Raw genomic sequence first — 23220 nt, 5'->3', positions numbered from 1 at the left:
AAAACAGAGAGGTTGTTGACTTTTTATTATGCATGACTCATCTTTGGATATTTTATATATTGACAATAAGCTTTTTTTAAAATTTAAAGGAGAGCTTACTCTTTATAACCTTACAAAATATGAAAAAAGAGTAAACACTGCAGATTTAAGTAAAGTTCATAGTGTAGTTATAGATTTAATGCAATTGCACTTTTTAGACAGTGCTGCATCTATTTTTATATATAATTTACAACAACAACTCTTATCAAAAAATATTTTGCTTGAAGGTCTGCTTTGTGATAATCAAGAAATTTCAGATATGCTAGAACTTGTAAAAAAACAAAAGCTACAGTCTAAAAAAGTTTTACATCGTAAAAAAAGAGGTTTTTTAGAAAAACTGGGCGAAGATACATATAAAAATTATTTTGTTTTTTTATCTTTTTTATCATTTATGGGTGAACTTTTTGCAAATAAAATACAATATCTTATATATTATAAAAATATAAGATACAAAGAGATAGCTTTTGAAATAAATGAAACTGCTGTAAAAGCATTTGGTATTGTTGCTTTGACAAGTTTTTTGATTGGTCTTGTTGTGGCGTATCAATCAGCCTATCAGTTAAAAATATATGGTGCAAATATATTTATAGTTGATATGCTTGGAATATCTATTTTTAGAGAACTCTCACCACTTATTACGGCAATAGTTATTGCAGGAAGAAGCGGTTCGGCATTTACAGCGCAGATAGGAGCAATGAAGATAACGCAAGAATTGGATGCAATGCAAACAATGGGTTTTGATCCTTATAAATTTTTGGTTATTCCAAAGATTGTTGCTCTTATGATTGCTATGCCGATACTTATTTTTATATCAGATATCATGGCAATTATTGGCGGAATGGTTATTGCAAATTTAGATTTAGGCATTACAACTGATATGTTTTTAGATAGATTCAATAGTGTTGTTGCACTGAAGCATTTCCTTGTCGGTATAGCAAAGGGACCGTTTTTTGCTTTTTTAATTGCTTCAATTGCAATATATAGAGGAATGCTTGTAAAGGACAATACGCAAAGCATAGGACTCAATACAACAAAAAGTGTGGTAGAGTCAATTTTTGCTGTTATTATATGTGATGCGATTTTTTCAATTGCTTTTACAAATTTGGGAATATAATGAATAATATTATTGAAGTAAAAGATATAGAAACTAAATTTGGAGATAAAGTTGTCCATGATAAAATTAGTTTAAGTGTGCCAAAAGGGAGTATATATGGACTTTTGGGTCCAAGCGGATGTGGAAAAACAACTCTTTTACGAGAGATGCTTATGCTTCAAAAATTTCAAGATGGAGAAATTGAAATATTGGGGCATAAACTTAGTTCTATTAAGTATAAAGAAGCAGTAAAGTTAAGAAAAGAGTGGGGTGTTTTGTTTCAATCGGGAGCACTTTTTTCATCATTGAGCTTAAAAGAAAATATAGCGCTGGCACTTGTTGAGTATAGTGATTTATCAAAAGCTATGATTGATGATATAGTGGAATTTAAGATAGCTCTTGTCGGATTAAACTCTAGCGATGCAGATCTCTACCCATCTCAAATAAGCGGCGGAATGAAAAAAAAAGCAGCATTGGCTCGTTCTCTTGCAATGGATCCAAAACTTCTATTTTTGGATGAACCTACAAGCGGGCTTGATCCAATTTCTGCTAGAGAATTTGATGCTTTAATATTAAAACTTCGTGATTTACTTGGTTTAACAATTGTTATGATTTCACATGATTTGCAATCAATTTATGATACACTCGATAAAGTTGCAGTTATTGATAATAAAAAAATAGTGTATGAAGGTGATTTGGACAATATATTTGTTGTTGAAAATAGATTTGTTAAAACTTTTTTTAAAGGGACAAAAAGTGTATGATAATAAAAAATATTTGTTACATGAAAGAGAAAAAAAATTATGAATAATAGAGTAAACTATAGCCTAATCGGGTTTTTAGTACTTTTTTCTTTATCTCTTATGATGGCATTTGGGTATTGGCTTTTAAAGCCCTCTAAAGAGATTGAAATGAGAATGTATGCTATCTATTTTAATGAGTCAGTTTCAGGTTTAAACTTAGATTCTCCGGTAAAATACAGAGGTATTGATGTCGGTAAAGTTACAGCACTAAATATTAATCCAAAAAATCCGGAACAAATTGAAGTTTTAGTAAGTATTTTAAAATCCACTCCTATAAAATCATCTACGGTTGCACAACTTACTTCACAAGGCATTACAGGGCTTAGCTATATCAATTTAAGTTTTGGCAATGAAAATGCTGAACCTATAACAGTTCAAAAAGGTGAGAAGTATCCGGTTATCAAAACAATTCCTTCACTACTTATAAAAATTGAAAATACATTTGGAAATGTATCTATAAATATGGTTGAGATACTTCAGAGAATACAGCATTTATTAAAAGATGAAAATCAGGAAAATATCTCTTTAGTGCTAGAAAATAGCGCTCTTTTGCTCTCTAAAATGAATCAGATATTAGATGATAAAACAATTCTTAATTTTAAACAAACTATTGAAAATTTAAATAACTCTTCAAAAAAACTTGATGAAATGATGCCAAAAATAACTGTTTTAATAGAAAAAAGTACTAAATTTGAAGATGATATGGCTTTATCGCTTAATTCAATAATGAATAGTTACCTTGAAGTAGAAGATTCAATGTCAACATTTAAATCCGCATTACAAAGCGGAGAATTTAATATAAAAGCAATTACGAGTGAGATGGTGCATAATATAAACGGGACACTTTTTGAGATGCAACAATTGATTGTAAAAACTCAAGAAGTTATTGACAAATATGAAAGAAGTCCGGCTGATGCTATATTTTTACAAGAAGAAATTAAAAAAGGACCTGGAGAGGAGTAGAGATGAAAACAGCTCTAGCTATAATTATGATCTTGTTTATATCAGGATGTACAACAATTAAACCTGCTGTTACAAAGTATAAGCTTGTTTCAACAGATAATTCAAAGATATTTAGTGCCGATGTAGATGGATGCAAAGATAAGATAATAAAAATTTCTCAAGCATTTAGTTTATCGTCTTTAATGCATTCAGATATGAAATATACAGAGTTTCAAAATAGAGTTTTTTCATATTCTCAAGCTCAGTGGCAAGAGTCACCTAATGATTTTATAACTTTAGAAATTTTAAAAAGCATACGAAACTCTAACTTATTTAAAAGTGTTCAATCTTCAAAATCAAGAGGGGAAAATGATTTTATATTAGAGAGTAATATAGAAGAGTTTATGCAGTTTTACAGTGAAGATTTAAAAAATTCATATGTCAATATGGTTATAAGCTTTACGCTGATTGATTCTAAAACAAACACTATAATTGAATCAAAAACTTTTAATTCAAGAGTTGATGTTAAAACTCCTAATGCACAAGGTGGTGTGGAGGCTTTAAATATTGCTTTGTCTGAAATAATTTTTAAAAATATAGAATGGCTTAATGGAGTTTGCAGATGATAAAAGAGAGTGAGTATAAAAAAAGAAGAGATCTTCTGGCTAAAAAAATGCTAAATAATTCAGTTGGAATTATTTTTAGTGCTGAGTATACAACAAGGTCCCATGATACACAGCACCCTTTCAGACAAGATAGTAACTTTTACTATTTGACTGGTTTTAAGGAGGACAATGCTGTTTTGGTTTTTATAAAAACTAAAAACAAATATAAAACAGCTCTTTTTGTTCAAAAAAAAGATGAATTATTAGAACTTTGGACAGGAAAAAGGCTTGGCGAAAAAGAAGCTAAAAAAAGATTTCAAGTGGATGAGGTATATACAAGCGATGAATTTAAAAAAAGATTTAAAAGCTTTGTAAAGAATAAAAAAAATATCTATTGTGAAGTAAATTCAAAAAAACAAGAATTTAAAAAGATTTTAAAATTAGTAAAAGATTTTAAAAATAGATATGACATTACACAAATAGTACAAAAAATGAGATTATTTAAATCTCCTGCAGAAATAGAGTTGATTAAAGAGTCAATCGCTATAACAGCCAAAGCACATCACAGAGCTATGTGTTTAAATAAAAGAAACAAATATGAGTATGAGCTTCAAGCAGAGATAGAGCATGAGTTTAAAATAAACTCTGCTTACAGCGATGCGTATACATCTATTGTTGCATGCGGCAATAATGCAAATACGCTTCATTATATAGAAAATGACAAGCCTATGATAGACAAAGAGCTGATTCTTATTGATGCAGGTTGCGAACATAACTATTATGCAAGCGATATAACAAGAACAATTCCAGTAAACGGAAGGTATACACAGCCACAAAAAGAGCTCTATAATCTTGTTTTAAATACACAGCTAAAAATTATCAACATGATAAAACCGGGAGTAAAAAGAACTCACTTGCAGGAGATTGCAGAAAAGATGTTGACAAAAGGGATGGTTGAATTGGGAATTTTAAAGGGTGATTATAAAAAATTGATAAAACAGCAAAAGCATAAGAGATATTATCCTCATGGAATAGGGCACTGGATGGGAATAGATGTTCATGATCCTGCGCCATACAAAGATACAAAAAACCAAGAAATATCACTCCAAAAAGGCATGGTTTTAACTATAGAACCGGGTTTGTATATAGATAAAAATGATAAAAGTGTGCCGAAAAAATATCGTGGTATCGGAATAAGAATAGAAGATGACATTCTGGTTACAAAAGATGGAGCACAAAACCTCTCTAATGCTATCGTAAAAAGTATAGAGGAGATAGAGGCTTTAGCTAATTATTGATTATAAGAGTAGCTCCAACCGGTTAAACTTTTCTCTTTTGCTTCATGAAAATTTTCGGAATCAGCGAGAAAATCTATAACAAACATAGGCACATTCGGTATATCTTTTTTGTCTTCCTGCTTAATTAAAAGCATAGGCATAAAAGTTTCTTGAGTTCCTTGAGAAAATCCTACAGGCATAATTTTGCTCATAACTTCTGCAGGATTTTTTATACTGTTTTCATTTAAAAATTTATTAAAAATGGCTTCTTGAATATCTCTTGGCAACTCTTCATGTGTATTTAAAAATATAGTAAAATGAATAGGCGTATTTTTAAAATGCTCAGGAGCGGGTGCTGCCATAATAATATATTCAACACTATTTAAATGCTTTTTAATTTCAGGGATACTTAAATATTTGAGAGTTTTTATAGCTTTTGCTTCCACTTAGCTATTTTCCTCTTTAATAATAGGTTCACCTCTCTCTTCTTCAATCTCCTTTTGGAGTTCTGCCATTTTAAATCTGATTTCATTTATTATTATGGGATGAATATCTTCATTTTTATTCCATTTGACTTCATCTATAATGCCACCATATTTATTTCCAAGTTCTTCTATTTTTTTGGAGTACTCTTGTAAATCTTTGCATATTTCAATAGTGCCATCAATAGTATCTTTGAGTTCAATATACCAATCAGTTTTACTACCTTCAACCATTTTTATAGTTGATTCAAATATAATAGACAAAATTTACCTCTTTGTTTTATCAAAATTTTTAGCAAATGTCGTTAAATCTTCTTTTTTCTTTAAATCACCATTGTATCTTATTGCAGATGCAGGGATACTGTCGTCATTTAACATTTTTGGAACTGCATCGCCATTTGCAATAACTTCCATATGTGCATCGAGCTCATCTTCACTATAAGACATCTGCATATCAGCAGTTATTACATGTGGAATAGCTTCTATAACTCTTAGTTTTTCCAACTCTTCTGAAACTGCTTCACCTTCGATTGTTATAATAATTCGCCCTTTTTCATCATGCATATGATAATCACATACTTCACAATCTTTAAGATTCTGTACCACTTCGTCTAAATATTTTGGTAATGTTTGAACGACAATGCTTGAAATATTCATTTTTTTTCCTTTTGTTTTTAAATTACCGGTGAAATAAATTTTCACAGGCTTTATCAATTCTCTTCTTAAAAGAGTTTTTCAGTTATTCGTAAATTACTCTTCTTGTTTTTTCACCATTTTCTTTACGCATTTTATCGTATAATTTTTGATGTTCTAACTTTTCGTCATACTCTATTGGAGTTCTTAATGATTTATACTCAACAAGCTCTCCATCTTTGTACACACCAGAGACTATAGCTTTGACCCAATAATGACCTTTGTCTTTTCGTAGATTTTTAACAACACCTATCCATTGATTTCCACTTTTTATTGTATCCCATAACTCTTTGTAAACGCTCTTTGGCATATCAGGATGCCTAACAATGTTATGAGGTTTTCCTAAAAGTTCTTCAAGAGAATAGCCGCTTATTTCACAAAAAATTTCATTTGCATAAGTAATATTACCTTTTAAATCCGTTCTTGATGTTATAACTTCATCGTAAGGCACTTCTGTCTCTATTAAAAATTCACTTTCATTATACTCCATCTTCTTCCTCCTGGTTTGTTATTTTACATTATATAAATTAATAACATTTGCATCACTTGAAACTAAAAATTCTTTTTCATTTATAAAAACTATTTTTGAAATTGTCATAGGATTGCCGCCGTATATACCGATCTTGGATTTAGTAATAGTATTTACTAAAGTTACATTGTTGGCTTCATCGCTATAGTATCCTACAATTTTACCGCTTGGAGATAGCCCAACACTGTAAATTAAAAAATCAGATTCTAAATAATAGGATGAGTTTAATTTTGGAGTATATATAACAGTTCTTCTGTCTTGACCGGCTGTTGCAATAATACCGTTTTTATAATCCACCTGAAATACATTGTCTAGGTTTTGACCGGCTAATAATTTTATGCGTTTTCCATCTTTTGTACTATGAATTTTTAAATCTCCGCTCTCATCAGCAACCACAACTTCAGACTTTGACTCATTTAAAACAAAGTCTGAAAATTTTGCGGCTGAAACTTGAATTATCCAATTATTAGAATTATTTTTTATATTGTATGAAACAAGCTCGTTGCTTAACAATCCCAATAAAATAGTATCGCTATTTAAAAATTTAGCTTTTGCTATTGTAAGTGCTTTATTATAATCAAATAAAAGTTCAGTTTTTCCGTTTTGATGAAGATGAACTCTTCTAAAACCCTGTTTGTCCTGTGATAAAATTAGTATTTTATCATCGATAACATCAACAGAGTAAACCTTTGAGTGCACAACATCACCCATAAAATCTGTTATTTTAGGTATCTCTATTTTTTTGATAAGTTCTCTGCTTTTAAAATCAAAAATATCTACACAGCTGGCATTTGTTGCACTGTATACCTTTCCATCTTTATATAACAGATCTACAACTGGTCCGCTTGAAGTAAATTGAGAGACAGGTTGTTTAATCTCCTGTGAAAAAAGAAGTGTTAACAGTAGTGTTATTAGAGTAATGATTTTCATTATAATACCTTTATATGTATTGCATTTGTCGGACACCTGCTTATGCAAAACCCACAAGCTGTGCATTTATCATTTATTGTCGGCATAAACATAGCCTGAAAATCTATCGCATTATCTAAACATGGATCTTTGCAAGAAAAACACATTGTATGATTCCAACTTAAGCAACTGTTTTTATTTATCGTTATTGTAGCATTAATGAGCTTTTTGTTTTCTATATTTAATACTCCAAATTTACATGCTTCAGCACACTTGTCGCAATATGTGCAACCACTATTTGAAAATACTAAATATGGTGTTTTATCATCTGAAATTTTAATTATATCTTCTTCACAAACAGTGGCGCACGCTGCATCACATTTGCTACACTCATTATGAAAAAGAGATTCATCTGTATAATATGGCGGTCTTAATAATTTCTCTTGCTTTCTGCTGCTTTTTAAAGAGGAAGCAAGAGAGCTAAAGAGCTCTCTTCTTTGCATTAGTGAGCTGCACCCTCTAAAACACCAGCTTTTGATTCGCTGTTGTCAAGATCTTCTTCAGTTACATAGCTTGGACCGCCAATAACAGTATCTAAAGATTCAGTAAGCTTTGTTCCGTTCCAGCTTGATTTTTCTGCACCGTCTGCCGATGTATACACAGGCTCAAATGTATTTTCTACAAGTAGATTACCTTGAGATTGCGGAGCATGACATTGTGAACAGTTGTATCTTGCACCTTGAAGTTGTTTATTCTCTTTAATAGCAACTTCATTTTTTAAGTTATCTACTGCTTTTGTAAAAACACCGTTAACCATCTTATGTTTAGGTCTAAAATCCGTGAAATGTGATACAGGAATTGGTGTAGCACCCATTGCAGTAGCTATTTCCGGCATATGGCAGCCAGTACACTGATTGTCACCGATCTTAATCGGTAGCATACCAGTTGTATCATGAGGAACCATTGGCGGAGCATCTTGAAATGCTCTTTGGATTCTTGAACTTGTTGTAGCTTGCGCTGTTCTATATTCAGTTTTTGTAGATACAGTAGCATCTTCAGAGTATAGGTCAGTTTTTCTTAAACCTAATGACTCTTCAGATACAGTTTGTACTACTTCTGTTTTTGATGAAGATTTAGCATTAGTATCACCTACACAACCAGTCATTAGCAGTGTAGCAGCAACTAAACCAACCGATATTTTTATCATTGTTTTCATTATTACTCTCCCTTTTTTTTATCATTTACTAGTTTTCTTATTGAAAAACCAAGAGCATCATCATCACATACTTCTATACATCTTCCACAATTCGTACACTCTCCAGAGAGTACAGGAATGCTTTCTTTACCAATCATATATAGAACCTGCTGCTCAGGACAAACAACTTTGCATTTCATGCATAAAGTACAATTTTCTTCATTGTGATGTACTCTTACTAAGCTGTTCTTGCCTATTAATGAATAAAATCCACCAAGTGGGCAGATATGTCCACACCAACCATTTTTTAAAACAAAAAGATCAAAAAGAAAAATAATGAGCATTGCTGCCCACCCAAAGCCAAAACCAAATATAACACCTCTATGTAACATAGAAATAGGTGATATGTATTCAAAAGCTGTAACACCCATCATAAAGGATATAATCAGACTTAGTCCTAAAACCCAATATCGCATATCGCGTGAGGCTGGTTGTTTTTTTGCAATGTTGTCAATTTTCAACTTTCTTCTTAGTAGAGCTGCTGCATCCGTTATGAGATTTACAGGGCAAACCCAGCTACAAAATGCACGACCGCCGACTATCAGATAAAATATTGCAATTATCAAAGCACCTATTAGTAAATCTGTTGCTATTACAGCACCAGCTGCAAACATTTGTAATGCTGCGTAAGGATCACTTAAAGGAATGATTTCAAATACTAATGATGAACTGAGATTTCCCATAAGGACAGTCCAACCCCATGCATTTGCTCCAAAATACAAAAACAACAAGCCAATTTGAGTGGTTCTTCTAAAGAAAAGATAGCGATATTTATTCCAAAGTGTTTTCATTAGTATAAATCTCCCATCCCGCTATTTAAAGAGTCCATGGCTTTCTCTTTGCTTAGCTCTGTTTCTGTTTTTATTTCTGTAGCTTCTTCCATACGGCTTTCATCAGATTTATCCCAGCCTTTTATGTAGTAATTACCAGCTTTACCCATTGCCACCTCTCTTGGAAGTACAAAGATAGATGCTTTTTCCGTAACACAAGCTTTTTCACAAAGTCCACAACCCGTACAAGCATCTGCATGAACAACAGGTGTCAAATATGCGTGTTTTCCTGTTCTCTCATTTTTGTTGTATTCGACAGTTATTGCTTCACCTAATATCGGACAAGCTCTATAACATGCATCACATTGAATACCCCAAAAAGCAATACAAGTTTCTCTGTCTATAACAGCAAGACCCATATCCGCGATGTTTATGTCAAGTTTACCATCCGTTGTAACACTTGCTTCATCAAGTGCACCTGTAGGACATACAGGCACACATGGAATATCTGGACACATATAACAAGGAATATCTCTAGGAATAAAATAAGGCGTACCTAAAGGTTTGTTATCACCTGGTTTTGCAAGTAATAGAGTATCATAAGGACATGCCTCAACACAAAGTCCGCATTTGATACAAGTTTTTAGAAAATCTTCTTCCTTTATGGCACCAGGCGGCCTGAGTATAAGAGAGCTAGCTGTAACTTCATCTACATATGCGCTCCATACTAAACCACCTAGAGCTGTAATACCAGCACCTCGAGCCATTGTTAAAATAAATTTTCTTCTATCACTTTCTGTTTTGTTTCTCATTCTATATAGATAGCTTTTTATTTATAAAAGCTATCTCTCCTTTTTGTTTTTAGTAAATTACGCTTTATAAATTTTTACAGCACATTTTTTATAGTCTGTTTGTTTTGACATTGGACATGTCGCATCTAAACAAACTTTATTGATAAATACTTTTTCATCGAACCACGGAACAAACACTAAACCTCTTGCAGGTCTGTTTCTACCACGAGTTTCAACTCTAGCTTTTACCTTTCCACGGCGTGATTCTACCCAGCATAAACCGCCTTGTTTAAGGCCTTTAGCTTCTGCATCTTTTGGATTCATGTAGCATAAAGCCTCTGGAACAGCACGATAAAGTTCAGGTACACGCATTGTCATAGTTCCTGAGTGCCAGTGTTCTAGTACACGACCTGTACATAACCAAGTGTCATATTCTTCATCCGGCATTTCCGGTGGATCCATATATGGACGAGCAAATATCTTCGCTTTGTTTGCTAATGATTTTTGTTCAGTATTTTTATCCATTCCAGTTAAGTTACCAAATTTAAGTGATTTAGCAAGTGTTCCATAGAACGCATGTGAATTACCTGTCTCTTTTGTAGCTTTAGCTGCATAAGGATCATATTTAGCGTTAAATCTCCATTGTGTTTCTTTACCGTCAACAACCGGCCATTTAAGACCACGAACTTTATGGTAAATATCAAACGGTGCAAGGTCATGACCATGTCCGCGTCCAAATGCCGCATACTCTTCAAAAAGATATTTCTGAATAAAGAAGCCATATCCTTTAAATACTTTTCCGTCACTTCCTACAACATTTCTGCTGTCTCCGTAACCTTCACTATTGTCATATCCTTTTTGAATTGGATCATTTTGGTCAAGTTTGTATGACTTAGCAATATCGTTTGCATAAAGAATTTCAAACATAGTAGTATCTTCACTATATCCCATTGCTTTTGCTTGTTCTATAACACTAGGAAGAGCTTTTTTTCTTGGACCTGAAGGTGCCCATTCACCCCATAAATCTTTAACTGTAAATCTTTTTGAGAGTTCAACCCACTGCCATGTATCACTCATAGCATTTCCTACTGGAAGAACTTGTTGTCTCCAAAGTTGTGTTCTTCTTTCAGCATTACCATATCCGCCCCATTTTTCATAAATCATCGCAGATGGTAAAACGAGGTCAGAAACTTTTGCAGAGATACCAGGGTATCCATCAGAAGTAACAATAAAGTTGTCCATCTCACGCGCTGCTTTAATCCAGTGTGTAGCACTTGCAGAATCTTGATACGCATTACAAACATTTACCCATGCAAATTTGATAAGCCCATCTTCGATATCACGATGAATTTTCATAATATGTTGTACGCCAACTGGGTTGATTGTTCCTTCTGGAACCATCCATTTGTTTTCAGTGATTTTTCTATGTTTTGGATTTGCAACCATCATATCAGCTGGAAGTCTGTGACAGAATGTACCAACTTCACGAGCAGTACCACAAGCAGACGGCTGACCTGTTAAAGAGAATGCTCCAGAACCAGGAACAGCTTGTTTGTTTAACATAAAGTGTACATTGTATGAAAGTGTATTTACCCATGTACCGCGAGTATGTTGGTTCATACCCATTGTCCAGAATGATACTACTTTTCTATCTTTTTCAATATATAGATCTGCTAATGCTTGAAGTTTTGCTTTAAAGCTCTCTAAATCTTCATCCGGATCACCTTTAACTATCCTAGCTGTGTAGTCTAAAGTATAAGGTTCTAAAGATTTTTTATACTCTTGAAATGAAATTTCCCAGTGACCAAGAGTACCAGGAATATTTTCCATTACATCACCCTCTTTATATCCATAAGGCTCTAATGCAGGTGCTTCTTTTGCAGAAACTTTTTTCTTCATCTCTTTAGAGATAGTTTCCATCTCTTTAGCAGTATATTTACCGTCTTTAATTGATTTTTCATCACTTCTTCTCATACCATAACCAATGTTTACAGGCCCTACTGTAAAGATGATATGTTTTTTAATGAAATCCCAGTCAATAATGCCTTCTGCCTCATCTCTCATTACAATTTCTCTAGCGATATAGTTCCATATTGCCAAGTCTGTATTTGGTGAAAAGATAATCTCTATATCTGCAATATCTGATGTTCTATGTGTATATGTTTGGATTGACACAACTTTTACACGATCTGGATCTGAAAGTTTTCTGTCAGTTACACGAGACCATAAAATCGGGTGCATCTCTGCCATATTTGAACCCCAAGATACAACAGTATCCGTCAACTCGATATCATCATAACATCCTGAAGGCTCATCAATACCAAAAGTTTGATAAAAACCAACAACCGCAGAAGCCATACAGTGACGAGCATTTGGATCAAAAGCATTTGATCTAAATCCGCCTTTCATCATTTTTTGAGCTGCATAACCCTCCATAATAGTATATTGCCCTGACGCAAATACACCGACTCCTTCCGGTCCAGCATGTTTTAGTGCTTTTTTAATATGGAATTCCATCTCATCAAAAGCTCTTTCCCATGATACCGGAGCAAATTTACCTTTTTTGTCAAAGTTTCCATTTGCATCAACTCTGAGAAGTGGTTGAGTTAATCTATCAGCACCATACATGATTTTAGCATTAAAGTAACCCTTAATACAGTTAAGACCACGATTTACCGGTGCAGCTGGATCCCCTTTAACAGCAACGATTTTACCGTTTTTTGTTGCCATCATAATACCACAACCTGTACCACAGAAACGACAAGCTGCCTTGTCCCATCTCCAGTCGCCTTCAGCTTGATTAGCCGCTGCTTTTAGCTCTGTCGGCACATTCATACCAACAGCTGCTGCTGCAGATGCTGCCGCTGAACTTTTAAGAAACTCTCTTCTTGAAAGTGACATATTTTCTCCTATATGATAATTTTTAAAACACTTGTAGTAAAAACTACGACTACTATAATTTTTGTTAAGGTGTCCATTAACAAATCTATAATATCACTTTGGAGCTTTTAAAATCTTTGATCTATGTCAAAATATTAGTTTTTTAAGCTAAGAATAATTTTATATTTCGAATATGTAGATATAAGTAGCACTTAAAAATAAAATAAAATTAAGTATATTTTATTAAACTTTTTGATTCTTAAGATCTTGACAGCTTTTGGTTAGTTTTTCAAGCTCTTTTTTTAGATTCATTAACTTTTTTGTTGAATTTATAAGTTCTTCTGTAGACTCAATAACAATATCTTCACTATTGTTTAAATGCTTAGTTACTAATGATTTGTTTTTTAATTTATTGATAATAGTATCAAACTCATCAGTAAGTTCTTCTAATTTTGATGAAGCTTTTTCCGACTGGTTGAGTGCTTCATTTGAGTACTCAACTGCTAAATTTATTTTTTTGATAAAACAGTTTATTGTGTCACTTACTTCAATAATTTCACTTTCGCTTTCAGACCCTACTTTTAATGGAGCTAAATTTGATATATTTTTACTTTTTACTAACATTTTTGAATATTTCATAAATGAATTAACATGAGATTCTATTGATTTTAACTGCATAAGCGAGTATGCAAAAAGTAAAAAAAGTATTGCACCTGATGTATATTGAAAAGTTTTTATAAAATTTGTTTTATCTTCACTGTATTTTGTGTACATTGCAACCAGTTTATCTACATTGTCGAGCAATATTGTATTGTTTTTGTATATAGATAAAATTATTTCTTTTAGTTTAGCTTCATTGTTTTTGTTTGAGTTTATAATTACTTTGAAATTTTGAACATCTTTGTAAAAAGAGTTCCATAAATTGCTTACTACAATGAGTTGAGTAGATATTTCATTCGTAGGAACAGCTAACACTTTTTTATTGTTATCTGTGTTTTTTAGGATGCTTAGCCCGTTAGCAAATTCATCACAAGCTTCGTCTAATTCAGTAAAATTTTGTGTAGAATCATAATTTATATAGAAAACATTTTTTGCTATTTTTTGGGTTAGCATTCTTTGTTTTCCGGCAATATTTATCGTCAAAGCATCTTTAATATTTTGTTGATTTAAATATATTGTTGTTGCTATAACACTTGTTATTAAAAATATTAGTAAAGCACCGATAAATTTTATTTTTGTACTAATTTTTTTTGTTTTAATCATAATATTTCGCCTCTATATAAATTTTGGAGCATTTTATTGTTTAAAATAACAATCTTTGATTTTTCTATATCTATAATAGAATTTCTTTTAAGTTTTTTTAAAACTCTAGATAAAGTTTCAGGCTGTATATGAAGCATAAAAGAGACTTCATGCCTTTTAAGAGAGTTAAACATCTCTAAATCATCACATAAAGAAAAAGCAACTTTTGCAGTTGCATCAAAAACAAGTTCTCTATTTATAACACAATGTAGTTGTTTTGTTTTTAATAATATTTCATTTATAAATTCATTGTTTAATATATTTTTGGATAAAAAATTCGCTTTAAATTCTAAAAAATCAATCTCTAAAACAATGCTTTCTTCCATAAATTCGGCATTTGACATGCAGTATATTGTGTCGTTTTCGAGTGTTGTAAGCTCAGATATAAGAGAGTCTTTATGTATATGATATAAAAATATTTCATTTTCAAATTTATCTATTTTATATATTTTTAAAAGACCTGATACTAAAAAAAAGAGTTTATTGTTTAAATCATTTTCATAAAAAAGTATAGAGTTTTTTGGATAAGTAATGATTCTTGATATATTATTAAGGATATCTAATTTTTCATTATCAAGAGAATGAAAAAAAGAGAGCTGTTTTATAAAATTTAATTTTTCATTTGTATCTGTTATGTTTTTTTCTGTCATATTTACTTCTTTTTGACTTTTTTAACCAATATTTCGCTGTTGATTTTATCTTGTATTATAAAAAAATTTTAATAATATAATTTTTTTGTTTGATATGGCATTTTTATTTTTAATAAAAATATATTTATTTAATGAATTTCGCAAGAATAGTACAACTAAAAATATGAAGCAATTATCTTAATATATATTTAAATATTTTAGCTTCGAAATTTATTCGAAGCTAAAAAAATTTAGCAAAAATGATTAAACTAACCCCTGCTCAATCATGGCATCTGCCACTTTTCTAAATCCTGCAATATTTGCACCCAGAACTAGGTTTGTAGGCTCACCAAATTCAGCCGCAGTTGTACTTGCATTTACAAAAATATCTTTCATTATTTGAGCCAATTTAGCATCCACCTCTTCAAAAGTCCAGCTGCTCATAGAAGCATTTTGCTGCATTTCCAGCTGGCTTGTAGCAACACCGCCTGCATTAGCAGCTTTACCAGGACCGTAGCAAATTTTTGCGTCAATGAACGCGTGAACCGCCTCAAGAGTTGAAGGCATATTAGCACCTTCGCTTACACAAACACAGCCATTTGCAAGAAGATTTTTAGCATCGTTTAGGTTAAGTTCGTTTTGAGTAGCACTTGGAAATGCTGCATAACAAGGAATACTGTAAACACCATTGCAACCCTCAGGGTACTCTTCAACAGGAGTATATTTTGCATTTGGTCTACTTTTTACATACTCTGTTAATCTTTCTCTTCTTACCTCTTTTAAATCTTTTAAAAGTTCTAAATCGATTCCATCTTCATCATAAATCATACCGTTTGAATCACTGCATGTAACAGGGATTGCTCCAAGATGGTAAAGTTTTTCAATTGTATAGATAGAAACATTACCGCTTCCTGAAACTACACATCTTTTACCCTCTAAAGTCTCACCTCTATCTTCAAGCATATATTTTGCAAAATATACCGCACCATAACCTGTTGCTTCAGTTCTTACCAGTGAACCACCCCATTTAAGTGATTTTCCTGTAAGTACGCCTTCATATCTATTTGCAAGTTTTTTGTACATACCAAACATATAACCGATTTCTCTGCCGCCTACACCGATATCTCCAGCCGGAACATCTGTGTTCGCCCCAATATGTCTGTAAAGTTCGCTCATAAAAGCTTGGCAAAATCTCATAATTTCATTGTTTGATTTGCCTTTTGGATTAAAATCACTTCCGCCTTTTCCGCCGCCGATTTGAAGACCTGTCAGTGCATTTTTGAAAATTTGTTCAAATCCCAAAAACTTAATTACGCCTGCATTTACGCTTGGGTGAAATCTAAGACCGCCTTTGTATGGCCCTAAAGCCGAATTGAACTCTATCCTGTAACCTTTGTTTACTTGGATTTCGCCGTTGTCATCAACCCAGTTTACTCTAAAGAGTATTTGTCTCTCAGGTTCAACGATTCTCTCTATAATTTTGTGCTCTCTATATTTTGGATACTTCTCCATTAACGGTCTCAGTGACTCCAAAACCTCTTCAGCAGCTTGATAAAATTCTGTTTGAGACGGACTTGATCTCTTTAAATATTCAAAAACATCTTTTACATATGGCATATACTTTCCTTTTGTTTGGTTTCAAATAATATTACTATAAGATATATTAAATCTTTATAATATTAATAAAAATTAATGAATATTTAAATAATTCAGCAGATGTTAAGTTGTTTTTAATTTGACAACTTAACTACTTTTTTGTTAGTCTAGTAGTAGATTATGCAAAATAGAGTAGGGAGAGTTGTAAATTATGAAAATATCTAAAGAGAGATTTGACGAAGCAAAAATCGTTGCAAAAGGGTGGCAGCAGTATATAGAACAGCATAGAGAGTCAGTAGAGCAAAAATTTCATGACACAATGGGCAGAATGCTAAAAGACCCCATGAACAAAATGTTTTTGATTGAACTGTTAGATCAGAGTTTTCGCTCAAGAAATCCCCACAGAGTAGCGGACCAAATAGAGTATATTTTCAACAAATATAAAGACACAACATTTTTTACTGCCTTTGAAGAGCTTCTTGTTCTCTCTTTTCGCAAAGTTGGTATTTATATGACCAATGTTTCTGTACCGATTTTTATAAAATATCTTAGAAATGATATTAAAAATGTAGTTATTCCGGGTGAAGAGAAAGCTCTTATCGAGCATATCAAAAAGAGAAAAGCGGAGGGAACCCGTGTAAATATCAATATAATAGGGGAGATAGTTTTAGGAGAAGAGGAGGCTGATTATAGAGTTAATAAATATATTAAAGCCCTTCAAAACCCTAATATTGACTATATTTCTATAAAAATATCTACTATATTTTCTCAAATCAATCCTCTTGCACATGACTGGAGCGTAGAACAGGTTTCAAAAAAACTGGAAAAAATTTATAGTGTTGCTGTAGAGAATAGATTTACAGATATTGATGGTAAAGAGAAAGATAAGTTTGTAAATCTTGATATGGAGGAGTATAAAGATATACATCTTACTATTGATGTTTTTAAAAAAACGCTCTCTCTTGAAAAATTTAAATCTCTTCATGCCGGTATTGTGCTTCAATCATATCTTCCTGATACTTTGGCATTGACAAAAGATCTTGTTCAATGGGCAAAAAAGAGAGTAGAAAATGGAGGAGCACCTATAAAGATTCGTCTTGTAAAAGGTGCAAATCAGGAGATGGAACTAACAGAAGCTAGTTTGAGGGAGTGGGAGTGTGTTACTTATACGAAAAAATCGCAGAGTGATGCAAACTTTAAAATAATTATGGATTATCTTTTGAAACCTGATGTAGCTCCTTATGCACATTTGGGAGTAGCTTCGCACAACCTTTTTGATCACGCATTAGGAATGCTTTTGGCTAAAGAGAGAAAGGTTGAGAAATTTTACAGTGCCGAGATGCTTGAGGGCATGAGCGAGACTGCTTATAAGGTTTTGAAAAAAGAGGGTCTTGATGTCATACTCTATGCGCCGACTGCGACAAAAGAGACTTTTACAAATGCAATCGCCTATCTTGTAAGGAGGTTTGATGAAAATACTGCCCAGCAGAATTTTTTACGCCACAGTTTTGGACTTAAAGTTGATTCTGAAGCTTGGAAAACTCTTATAAAAAGTTACGACGATGCTATAGAAGAGATAAAAGATTTAAGACTTACTCCCTACAGAGTTCAAGATAGAAACAAAGAGCCTGAAAAACCTGATGTTGATCTGGATAATTTTATTTATAAGAGTGAGCCTGATACCGACTTTGTTTTACCGCAAAATAAAAGATGGGCAGAATCTATTGCTGATAAATGGAAAAATATAGCTAAAAGCGGAGGATATAGTGCAAAACCTGTCGTAGCTTCCAAAGAGATTGAGAGTGATGATGCTGTAGAAGTAATAGATAAATCCCAGTATCATGATGGTGTTTTGGTCGGTTCATATGTAAGAGCAGGTGCAGAAGATATGCATGAAGCTGTAAAAATTGCAAAAGAGGATCCAGACGGATGGAGAGATTTAAGCACAAAAGAGCGCCAGAAGATACTTTTAGATGTGGCACATGAGTTTAGAAAAAGAAGAGGAGATCTTATTGGTGTTGCTGCAGCCGAAGTAGGAAAAGTTTTTACAGAAACAGATGTTGAAGTTTCAGAAGCAGTTGATTTTTTAAACTTTTATCCTTACAGTATGAGAAAAATAGAGGCATTAGAGGGTGTGAAAACGACTCCAAAGGGAGTAGGCCTTGTAGTCAGCCCATGGAACTTTCCTGTTGCAATTCCTACAGGCGGTGTTGCCGCAGCACTTGCAGCCGGAAATACGGTTATACTAAAACCTGCATCAGACTCTGTTCTTTGTGCTCAAATGGTGTGTGAATGTTTTTGGAGTGCGGGTGTAAGTAAAAATACGCTTCAGTTTCTTCCATCAAGCGGAACTTTGGCAGGAGAGAATCTTGTCACAAATAGAGATATTGATTTTACTATCTTTACGGGCGGTGAAAAAACGGCTTACAGCATGATAAAGCAGCGACCGGATATTTATCTAAGTGCTGAGACTGGAGGAAAAGATGCTACGATAGTTACATCAATGGCTGACCGTGATCAGGCAATAAAGAATGTTATAGCTTCTGCATTTAATAACTCAGGGCAGAAGTGTTCGGCAACATCTCTGCTTGTTTTAGAGGATGAGCTTTATAATGATAAAGATTTCAAACAAACTTTAGCAGATGCAGCCTCTTCTTTGAAAGTCGGTTCTGTTTGGAACTTTGAAAATAGAATAGGGGCGCTCTCCTCAAAACCTTCAGGTAATTTAGAAAAAGCGCTTGAGTATCTTGATGATGGTGAAGAGTGGCTTATAAAGCCCTCTTGTGCTGAAGAAGAAAACCCCTATATGTTAAAGCCCTCTGTTAGATGGGGGACAAAAAGCGGTGATTTTTGTCATATGAATGAATTATTTGGACCAGTTTTAAGCGTTATGAGAGCAGATGATTTAAAGAGTGCCATAGATATAGTAAACTCTACAGGATACGGTCTCACCTCGGGAATAGAGAGCCTTGATGAGAGAGAGCAAAAAATATGGAAAGAGAAGCTCTTAGCCGGAAATCTATATATAAATCGTGGTACAACAGGTGCTATTGTAATAAGACAACCTTTTGGCGGAATGAGAAAATCTGCCATAGGAAGCGGAAGAAAAGCAGGCGGGTTTAACTATGTAACACAGTTTGTAAATATAGATTCTCAAAATAAAAATATCAAAGAACTGTTATCTCATCCTTTTATAAAAAAGATTGAAAAGTTAGCTTTAAATGACACTTTTTCAAACGAGATTCTTGAAGCATCAAATATAGCAAAAGGATTTTCATATTGGCATGAGAAAGAGTTTGCAAAAGAGCATGATTATGCAAATGTCAGAGGTGAAAGCAATATTATCAGATATTTAGGAGTAGAGAGTGTTCTTTTAAGATGCGAAGAAAGTGACAAATTTCAAGAGATACTTGCATCTATCATAGCGGTTAAAATTGCAAAGGCAAAATTATATATATCTTTACCAAAAAGTATAGAGAATGATGCACTTGTATGGCTAATAAATAATTCTAAAAAGATTTTGGAAAAGGACGATTCTTTGCAGTTGCAAAATGAAGAAGAGCTTATAAGCGCTATGAAAAAAGTTCAGAGAATTAGATTTTTAAATCCAAAACATGTAACCAAAAAAATATATGATGGTTTAAAAGATGAGGCAAAACATATATCAAGTGAGCCATTTATATCTCATGGAAGAGTTGAGCTGCTTCACTACTTTATAGAGCAGAGTGTTACAAATTCATATCACAGATATGGAAATCTAGGAGTTAGAGGGCTTAAGGATAAAGCTAATGTCCACTCTTAAATCTAAAACCATCTTGGGCAAGCAAAGCTCTTAATTTATCTTTAAGTTCGCCTTGAAACTCCATCCAGCCGTCTTTAAAAGTTCCGCCGCAGCCGAGTTTTTTCTTTAAAGCCTTTAACAGTGCTTCTGAGTCGTTTTGCGGTGTATGAAATTCGCCGACAAGAGTTACCGTCTTGCCGCGTCTCTTCTCTTTTTTAAAAACTAAAAAATGTTTAGAAGGCTCTAATATCTCACCTGATATGACACTTTTTCTGGGAGTCTCAACTTTTGCCCAGCCATCTTCTATTTCTGCACCGATAAAGAGGTCAAGCTTTTTTCCTCTGCTCATAAGATTACTTTTTGTTTGAGAAGACTCATATTTGAAGACTCAAAACTACTCTTTTTTATGCTTTTGATTACATCATCCAAAGAGAGTTCCGTATGACTGTAAAGCACTACAAAAACCTCGTCTCCCTCTTGCAAAAATGTGCTCTCTCCATAAGAAGTATATCTTGTGGCACCTATGCTGATAATGGCATCTGAAGGATTATTACATGATGCTATATAGTCGCTTAAGGGCTCAAGGGGACCGAAATCTCTCTGGATATTTATCTGCTCTACCATCCACTCTTGGAGTTTTTCATAGAAGTAGCTGTAGCCTTTTAGTTCAACATTTTCACCGTAAGCATGAAGTTTGCCATCTCTTTTTAAAAAACTGCAAATGGAGTAGTTATCCATTATGCCGCCATCGCTAAAGCGGTCTATTTTGATGAGATTTTCACTCAGTCCTTTAGAATTTTCGCCCCAGTTTTTTTTGTCACTTATCTTGGAAGCACCTGCAACTCTGATTGAACAGTCATTGTATGCGCCAAAGTGTGTAGGAATTATTTTGCTTGGTTTGTTGTTTTCGTATTCAAGTCTGCAGATAAGAGCGACTTCAGGCTCTGCTTGAATATTAAGTTCTTTGTTTGGTATTTTAATGGTGGAGCTTGAGAGAGGGTAGGTGCTTAAGATCTCTTTGGCTTCTCTGACTCTTTTTGGCAGATAAAAAGGAAACATCCCTTTAGGTGCTGCCTCATCTGCCGTGATAACATCTTTAAAATCTTCTAATTCTCCTGCTTGAGCTAGGTGCAGAGCAAAATTACCTGCGATCCCAAGACCTAAAAAATCTCTATAGTTCACCTTTTTCCTTAGCTTCTGCAAACTCTTCATAACTTCCTTTGAAATCTACGAAAGTGCCGTCTTCTCTTAGTTCGATTATGCGGTTTGCAAATGCATCCAAAAGTTCACGGTCATGTGATACACAAATAACATTGCCTTTAAAGTTGTAAAGTGCCTCTCCAAGTGCCACGATTGCCTCAAGGTCAAGATGGTTTGAAGGCTCATCCAGAACCAAAAAGTTTCCACCCTCAAGCATCATTTTAGAGAGCATCATTCTATGTTTTTCACCACCTGATATGCTAGCAACCGATTTTTCTTGTTGTTCGCCTGAGAAAAGCATTCTTCCCAAACAGTTTCTAATCTCTGCTATATCTCGTTTTGGGTCAAATCCTCTTAGCCAGTCATATAGAGTTCCATCACCTTTGATAATGTCTGCTGTATCTTGAGGAAAATAGCTGTTTTCTATGGTTGCTCCCCAGTGAATCTCTCCGCTTGTCGGCTTCATCTCTTCCATTATAATCTTTAACAGAGTTGTTTTACCTACACCGTTTGAACCTATAAGAGCAACTTTTTCATCCGGATCAAATTTAAGATTGATATCTTTTAAAACTTCATTGTCGCCGTAAGAGTGGTTTACTCCAATAACTTGAAGTGCTTCATCTCCCATAACTCTTTTTGCTTTAAAAACAATGCTCGGGTCACGGCGTGAAGATGGCTTGATATCATCGATTACTAGTTTTTCAAGCTGCTTTTGTCGTGAAGTTGCCTGTTTTGCTTTTGAAGCATTTGCACTAAAGCGGCGTACAAAAGCCTCTAGCTGCTCTTTTTCTTTCTCTTTTTTTGCATTGTTAAGCTCTTGCTGTTTTGCTATTACATTTGCGGCAATATACCAATCATCATAATTACCCGTAAACTCACGAATTTTTTGATAATCAACATCGAGAATATTTGTTACAACAGCATTTAAAAAGTGTCTATCGTGAGAAATAACTACCATAGTACCTTCATGACGCTTTAGTTCATCCTCTAGCCAGCTAATTGTTTCAATATCAAGATTATTTGTAGGTTCATCTAAAAACAAAACATCAGGTTTTGGAAAGAGAACCTGTGCAAGAAGAACTTTAAATTTATCTGCACTGTCAAGCGTGCTCATAAGCTCATTGTGCTGATTTGCAGGAATTCCCACATTCTCTAATATTTTTGCAATATTGACATCATATTCATAGGTAGGATCTTCTTCAACGGAAATTACTTCTAATTCTGCAAGGCGATTATTTACAGAATCATCTTCAAAGTCTCCTGTTGCATAAAGATGCTCTTTCTCTTTTATTGCATCATAGAGTCTTTTATTTCCATATAAAACTGCATCTGCTATGGTGAAGTTTTCGTAAGCATATTGATTTTGACCTAAAACACCTACTTTATTTGATTTTGGGATAATAACTTCACCCTCATATTCATTGATCTGACCGCTAAGTATTTTTAAAAAGGTTGTTTTTCCGGCACCGTTTGCTCCGATAAGTCCATATCTTTTATGACGATCTAGTTTTAAATTTATATCTTGAAATAGAACTCTATTTCCATAACGCATTGTTAAATTTTGTACAGTTACCATTGTTAGTTTCTTTCATGCAGGCACATATATTACGCACCTATTTATTTTTCGCGATTATATCCAAGAGT

The 23220-nt window shown here is 33.5% G+C and carries 22 protein-coding genes; 6 read left to right on the top strand and 16 right to left on the bottom strand.

Annotated elements, in window-relative coordinates; genetic code table 11:
- Positions 1-28: 28 nt before the first annotated feature.
- From FJR47_RS07105 to FJR47_RS07085, 5 genes are read left to right on the top strand one after another with little or no spacing between them, the layout of a single operon-like run.
- Positions 29-1153: an ABC transporter permease gene (locus FJR47_RS07105; protein ID WP_152299753.1), complete on the top strand. Its 1125-nt coding sequence runs from the start codon at positions 29-31 to the stop codon at positions 1151-1153.
- Complete coding sequence (locus tag FJR47_RS07100) at positions 1153-1896, top strand: ABC transporter ATP-binding protein (protein ID WP_152299752.1); 744 nt, start codon at positions 1153-1155, stop codon at positions 1894-1896. The genes FJR47_RS07105 and FJR47_RS07100 overlap by 1 nt, the downstream gene beginning before the upstream one ends.
- 39 nt (positions 1897-1935) lie before the next feature.
- The gene (locus FJR47_RS07095) at positions 1936-2898 is read left to right on the top strand and encodes an MlaD family protein (RefSeq protein WP_241855389.1); all 963 of its coding nucleotides are present in this window, start codon (positions 1936-1938) and stop codon (positions 2896-2898) included.
- 2 nt (positions 2899-2900) lie between these two features.
- Positions 2901-3503 (top strand): ABC-type transport auxiliary lipoprotein family protein, encoded by a 603-nt coding sequence (locus FJR47_RS07090; protein ID WP_152299751.1) that lies wholly within the window; start codon positions 2901-2903, stop codon positions 3501-3503.
- Positions 3500-4780, top strand: coding sequence for an aminopeptidase P N-terminal domain-containing protein (locus FJR47_RS07085; protein ID WP_152299750.1), 1281 nt, complete (start codon positions 3500-3502; stop codon positions 4778-4780). Before FJR47_RS07090 ends, FJR47_RS07085 begins: the two co-directional genes overlap by 4 nt.
- On the opposite strand, the gene FJR47_RS07080 is transcribed toward FJR47_RS07085, so the two are convergent.
- The 13 genes from FJR47_RS07080 to gdhA form a co-directional block, all read right to left on the bottom strand.
- Entirely contained in the window at positions 4774-5205 is a 432-nt protein-coding gene (locus tag FJR47_RS07080) for a hypothetical protein (protein ID WP_152299749.1), read from the bottom strand. The genes FJR47_RS07085 and FJR47_RS07080 overlap by 7 nt on opposite strands.
- The gene (locus tag FJR47_RS07075) at positions 5206-5505 is read right to left on the bottom strand and encodes a hypothetical protein (protein ID WP_152299748.1); all 300 of its coding nucleotides are present in this window, start codon (positions 5503-5505) and stop codon (positions 5206-5208) included.
- A 3-nt stretch (positions 5506-5508) separates the two neighbouring features.
- The gene (locus tag FJR47_RS07070) at positions 5509-5898 is read right to left on the bottom strand and encodes a chaperone NapD (protein ID WP_152299747.1); all 390 of its coding nucleotides are present in this window, start codon (positions 5896-5898) and stop codon (positions 5509-5511) included.
- 82 nt (positions 5899-5980) lie between these two features.
- Positions 5981-6424 (bottom strand): PAS domain-containing protein, encoded by a 444-nt coding sequence (locus FJR47_RS07065; protein WP_152299746.1) that lies wholly within the window; start codon positions 6422-6424, stop codon positions 5981-5983.
- A gap of 18 nt (positions 6425-6442) precedes the next feature.
- Entirely contained in the window at positions 6443-7393 is a 951-nt protein-coding gene (locus FJR47_RS07060; protein ID WP_152299745.1) for a WD40 repeat domain-containing protein, read from the bottom strand.
- The gene (locus FJR47_RS07055; protein ID WP_152299744.1) at positions 7393-7875 is read right to left on the bottom strand and encodes a ferredoxin-type protein NapF; all 483 of its coding nucleotides are present in this window, start codon (positions 7873-7875) and stop codon (positions 7393-7395) included. Before FJR47_RS07055 ends, FJR47_RS07060 begins: the two co-directional genes overlap by 1 nt.
- On the bottom strand, positions 7875-8588 hold the full coding sequence (locus FJR47_RS07050; protein WP_152299743.1) for a nitrate reductase cytochrome c-type subunit: 714 nt from the start codon (positions 8586-8588) through the stop codon (positions 7875-7877). Before FJR47_RS07050 ends, FJR47_RS07055 begins: the two co-directional genes overlap by 1 nt.
- A 2-nt stretch (positions 8589-8590) precedes the next feature.
- On the bottom strand, positions 8591-9418 hold the full coding sequence (gene napH / locus FJR47_RS07045) for a quinol dehydrogenase ferredoxin subunit NapH (RefSeq protein WP_152299742.1): 828 nt from the start codon (positions 9416-9418) through the stop codon (positions 8591-8593).
- Positions 9418-10209 carry a ferredoxin-type protein NapG gene (gene napG, locus FJR47_RS07040; RefSeq protein WP_152299741.1) on the bottom strand — a complete coding sequence of 264 codons (792 nt, stop codon included), beginning with the start codon at positions 10207-10209 and terminating at the stop codon, positions 9418-9420. Before napG ends, napH begins: the two co-directional genes overlap by 1 nt.
- Before the next feature lie 57 nt (positions 10210-10266).
- The gene (gene napA, locus FJR47_RS07035; protein WP_152299740.1) at positions 10267-13089 is read right to left on the bottom strand and encodes a nitrate reductase catalytic subunit NapA; all 2823 of its coding nucleotides are present in this window, start codon (positions 13087-13089) and stop codon (positions 10267-10269) included.
- Positions 13090-13311: 222 nt separating this feature from the next.
- Complete coding sequence (locus tag FJR47_RS07030) at positions 13312-14331, bottom strand: type IV pili methyl-accepting chemotaxis transducer N-terminal domain-containing protein (protein ID WP_152299739.1); 1020 nt, start codon at positions 14329-14331, stop codon at positions 13312-13314.
- A complete protein-coding gene (locus FJR47_RS07025) occupies positions 14328-15020 on the bottom strand; it encodes a Crp/Fnr family transcriptional regulator (RefSeq protein WP_152299738.1) in 693 nt (230 codons plus the stop codon). The genes FJR47_RS07030 and FJR47_RS07025 overlap by 4 nt, the downstream gene beginning before the upstream one ends.
- A 243-nt stretch (positions 15021-15263) precedes the next feature.
- On the bottom strand, positions 15264-16616 hold the full coding sequence (gene gdhA, locus FJR47_RS07020) for an NADP-specific glutamate dehydrogenase (protein ID WP_152299737.1): 1353 nt from the start codon (positions 16614-16616) through the stop codon (positions 15264-15266).
- Between the two features lie 190 nt (positions 16617-16806).
- Between gdhA and FJR47_RS07015 the strand changes: the two genes are divergently transcribed.
- Positions 16807-20397 carry a bifunctional proline dehydrogenase/L-glutamate gamma-semialdehyde dehydrogenase gene (locus tag FJR47_RS07015; protein WP_152299736.1) on the top strand — a complete coding sequence of 1197 codons (3591 nt, stop codon included), beginning with the start codon at positions 16807-16809 and terminating at the stop codon, positions 20395-20397.
- Here FJR47_RS07015 and FJR47_RS07010 read toward each other — a convergent pair.
- Genes FJR47_RS07010 through abc-f form a run of 3 tightly spaced genes read right to left on the bottom strand, consistent with a single transcriptional unit; the run spans position 20381 to position 23152 of the window.
- A complete protein-coding gene (locus FJR47_RS07010) occupies positions 20381-20725 on the bottom strand; it encodes a translation initiation factor (RefSeq protein WP_152299735.1) in 345 nt (114 codons plus the stop codon). The two genes, FJR47_RS07015 and FJR47_RS07010, sit on opposite strands and share 17 nt — an antisense overlap.
- Entirely contained in the window at positions 20722-21558 is an 837-nt protein-coding gene (locus FJR47_RS07005) for a DUF5718 family protein (RefSeq protein WP_241855388.1), read from the bottom strand. The genes FJR47_RS07010 and FJR47_RS07005 overlap by 4 nt, the downstream gene beginning before the upstream one ends.
- The gene (gene abc-f / locus FJR47_RS07000; protein WP_152299733.1) at positions 21548-23152 is read right to left on the bottom strand and encodes a ribosomal protection-like ABC-F family protein; all 1605 of its coding nucleotides are present in this window, start codon (positions 23150-23152) and stop codon (positions 21548-21550) included. Before abc-f ends, FJR47_RS07005 begins: the two co-directional genes overlap by 11 nt.
- Between the last annotated feature and the right edge of the window lie 68 nt (positions 23153-23220).

The organism is Sulfurimonas xiamenensis, assembly GCF_009258045.1.
Classification (GTDB): domain Bacteria; phylum Campylobacterota; class Campylobacteria; order Campylobacterales; family Sulfurimonadaceae; genus Sulfurimonas; species Sulfurimonas xiamenensis.
This window is presented reverse-complemented; position numbering and strand designations above follow the sequence as displayed.

Bases quoted from the DNA above. Each gene is read 5' to 3' on its own strand.
- gdhA (WP_152299737.1), bottom strand. From the start codon at position 16,616: ATGCCATATGTAAAAGATGTTTTTGAATATTTAAAGAGATCAAGTCCG.
- FJR47_RS07030 (WP_152299739.1), bottom strand. From the start codon at position 14,331: ATGATTAAAACAAAAAAAATTAGTACAAAAATAAAATTTATCGGTGCT.
- FJR47_RS07065 (WP_152299746.1), bottom strand. From the start codon at position 6,424: ATGGAGTATAATGAAAGTGAATTTTTAATAGAGACAGAAGTGCCTTAC.
- napG (WP_152299741.1), bottom strand. From the start codon at position 10,209: ATGAGAAACAAAACAGAAAGTGATAGAAGAAAATTTATTTTAACAATG.
- FJR47_RS07055 (WP_152299744.1), bottom strand. From the start codon at position 7,875: ATGCAAAGAAGAGAGCTCTTTAGCTCTCTTGCTTCCTCTTTAAAAAGC.
- FJR47_RS07015 (WP_152299736.1), top strand. From the start codon at position 16,807: ATGAAAATATCTAAAGAGAGATTTGACGAAGCAAAAATCGTTGCAAAA.
- FJR47_RS07025 (WP_152299738.1), bottom strand. From the start codon at position 15,020: ATGACAGAAAAAAACATAACAGATACAAATGAAAAATTAAATTTTATA.
- FJR47_RS07095 (WP_241855389.1), top strand. From the start codon at position 1,936: ATGAATAATAGAGTAAACTATAGCCTAATCGGGTTTTTAGTACTTTTT.
- napH (WP_152299742.1), bottom strand. From the start codon at position 9,418: ATGAAAACACTTTGGAATAAATATCGCTATCTTTTCTTTAGAAGAACC.
- FJR47_RS07010 (WP_152299735.1), bottom strand. From the start codon at position 20,725: ATGAGCAGAGGAAAAAAGCTTGACCTCTTTATCGGTGCAGAAATAGAA.
- FJR47_RS07100 (WP_152299752.1), top strand. From the start codon at position 1,153: ATGAATAATATTATTGAAGTAAAAGATATAGAAACTAAATTTGGAGAT.
- FJR47_RS07050 (WP_152299743.1), bottom strand. From the start codon at position 8,588: ATGAAAACAATGATAAAAATATCGGTTGGTTTAGTTGCTGCTACACTG.
- abc-f (WP_152299733.1), bottom strand. From the start codon at position 23,152: ATGGTAACTGTACAAAATTTAACAATGCGTTATGGAAATAGAGTTCTA.
- FJR47_RS07070 (WP_152299747.1), bottom strand. From the start codon at position 5,898: ATGAATATTTCAAGCATTGTCGTTCAAACATTACCAAAATATTTAGAC.
- FJR47_RS07105 (WP_152299753.1), top strand. From the start codon at position 29: ATGCATGACTCATCTTTGGATATTTTATATATTGACAATAAGCTTTTT.
- FJR47_RS07060 (WP_152299745.1), bottom strand. From the start codon at position 7,393: ATGAAAATCATTACTCTAATAACACTACTGTTAACACTTCTTTTTTCA.
- napA (WP_152299740.1), bottom strand. From the start codon at position 13,089: ATGTCACTTTCAAGAAGAGAGTTTCTTAAAAGTTCAGCGGCAGCATCT.
- FJR47_RS07085 (WP_152299750.1), top strand. From the start codon at position 3,500: ATGATAAAAGAGAGTGAGTATAAAAAAAGAAGAGATCTTCTGGCTAAA.
- FJR47_RS07090 (WP_152299751.1), top strand. From the start codon at position 2,901: ATGAAAACAGCTCTAGCTATAATTATGATCTTGTTTATATCAGGATGT.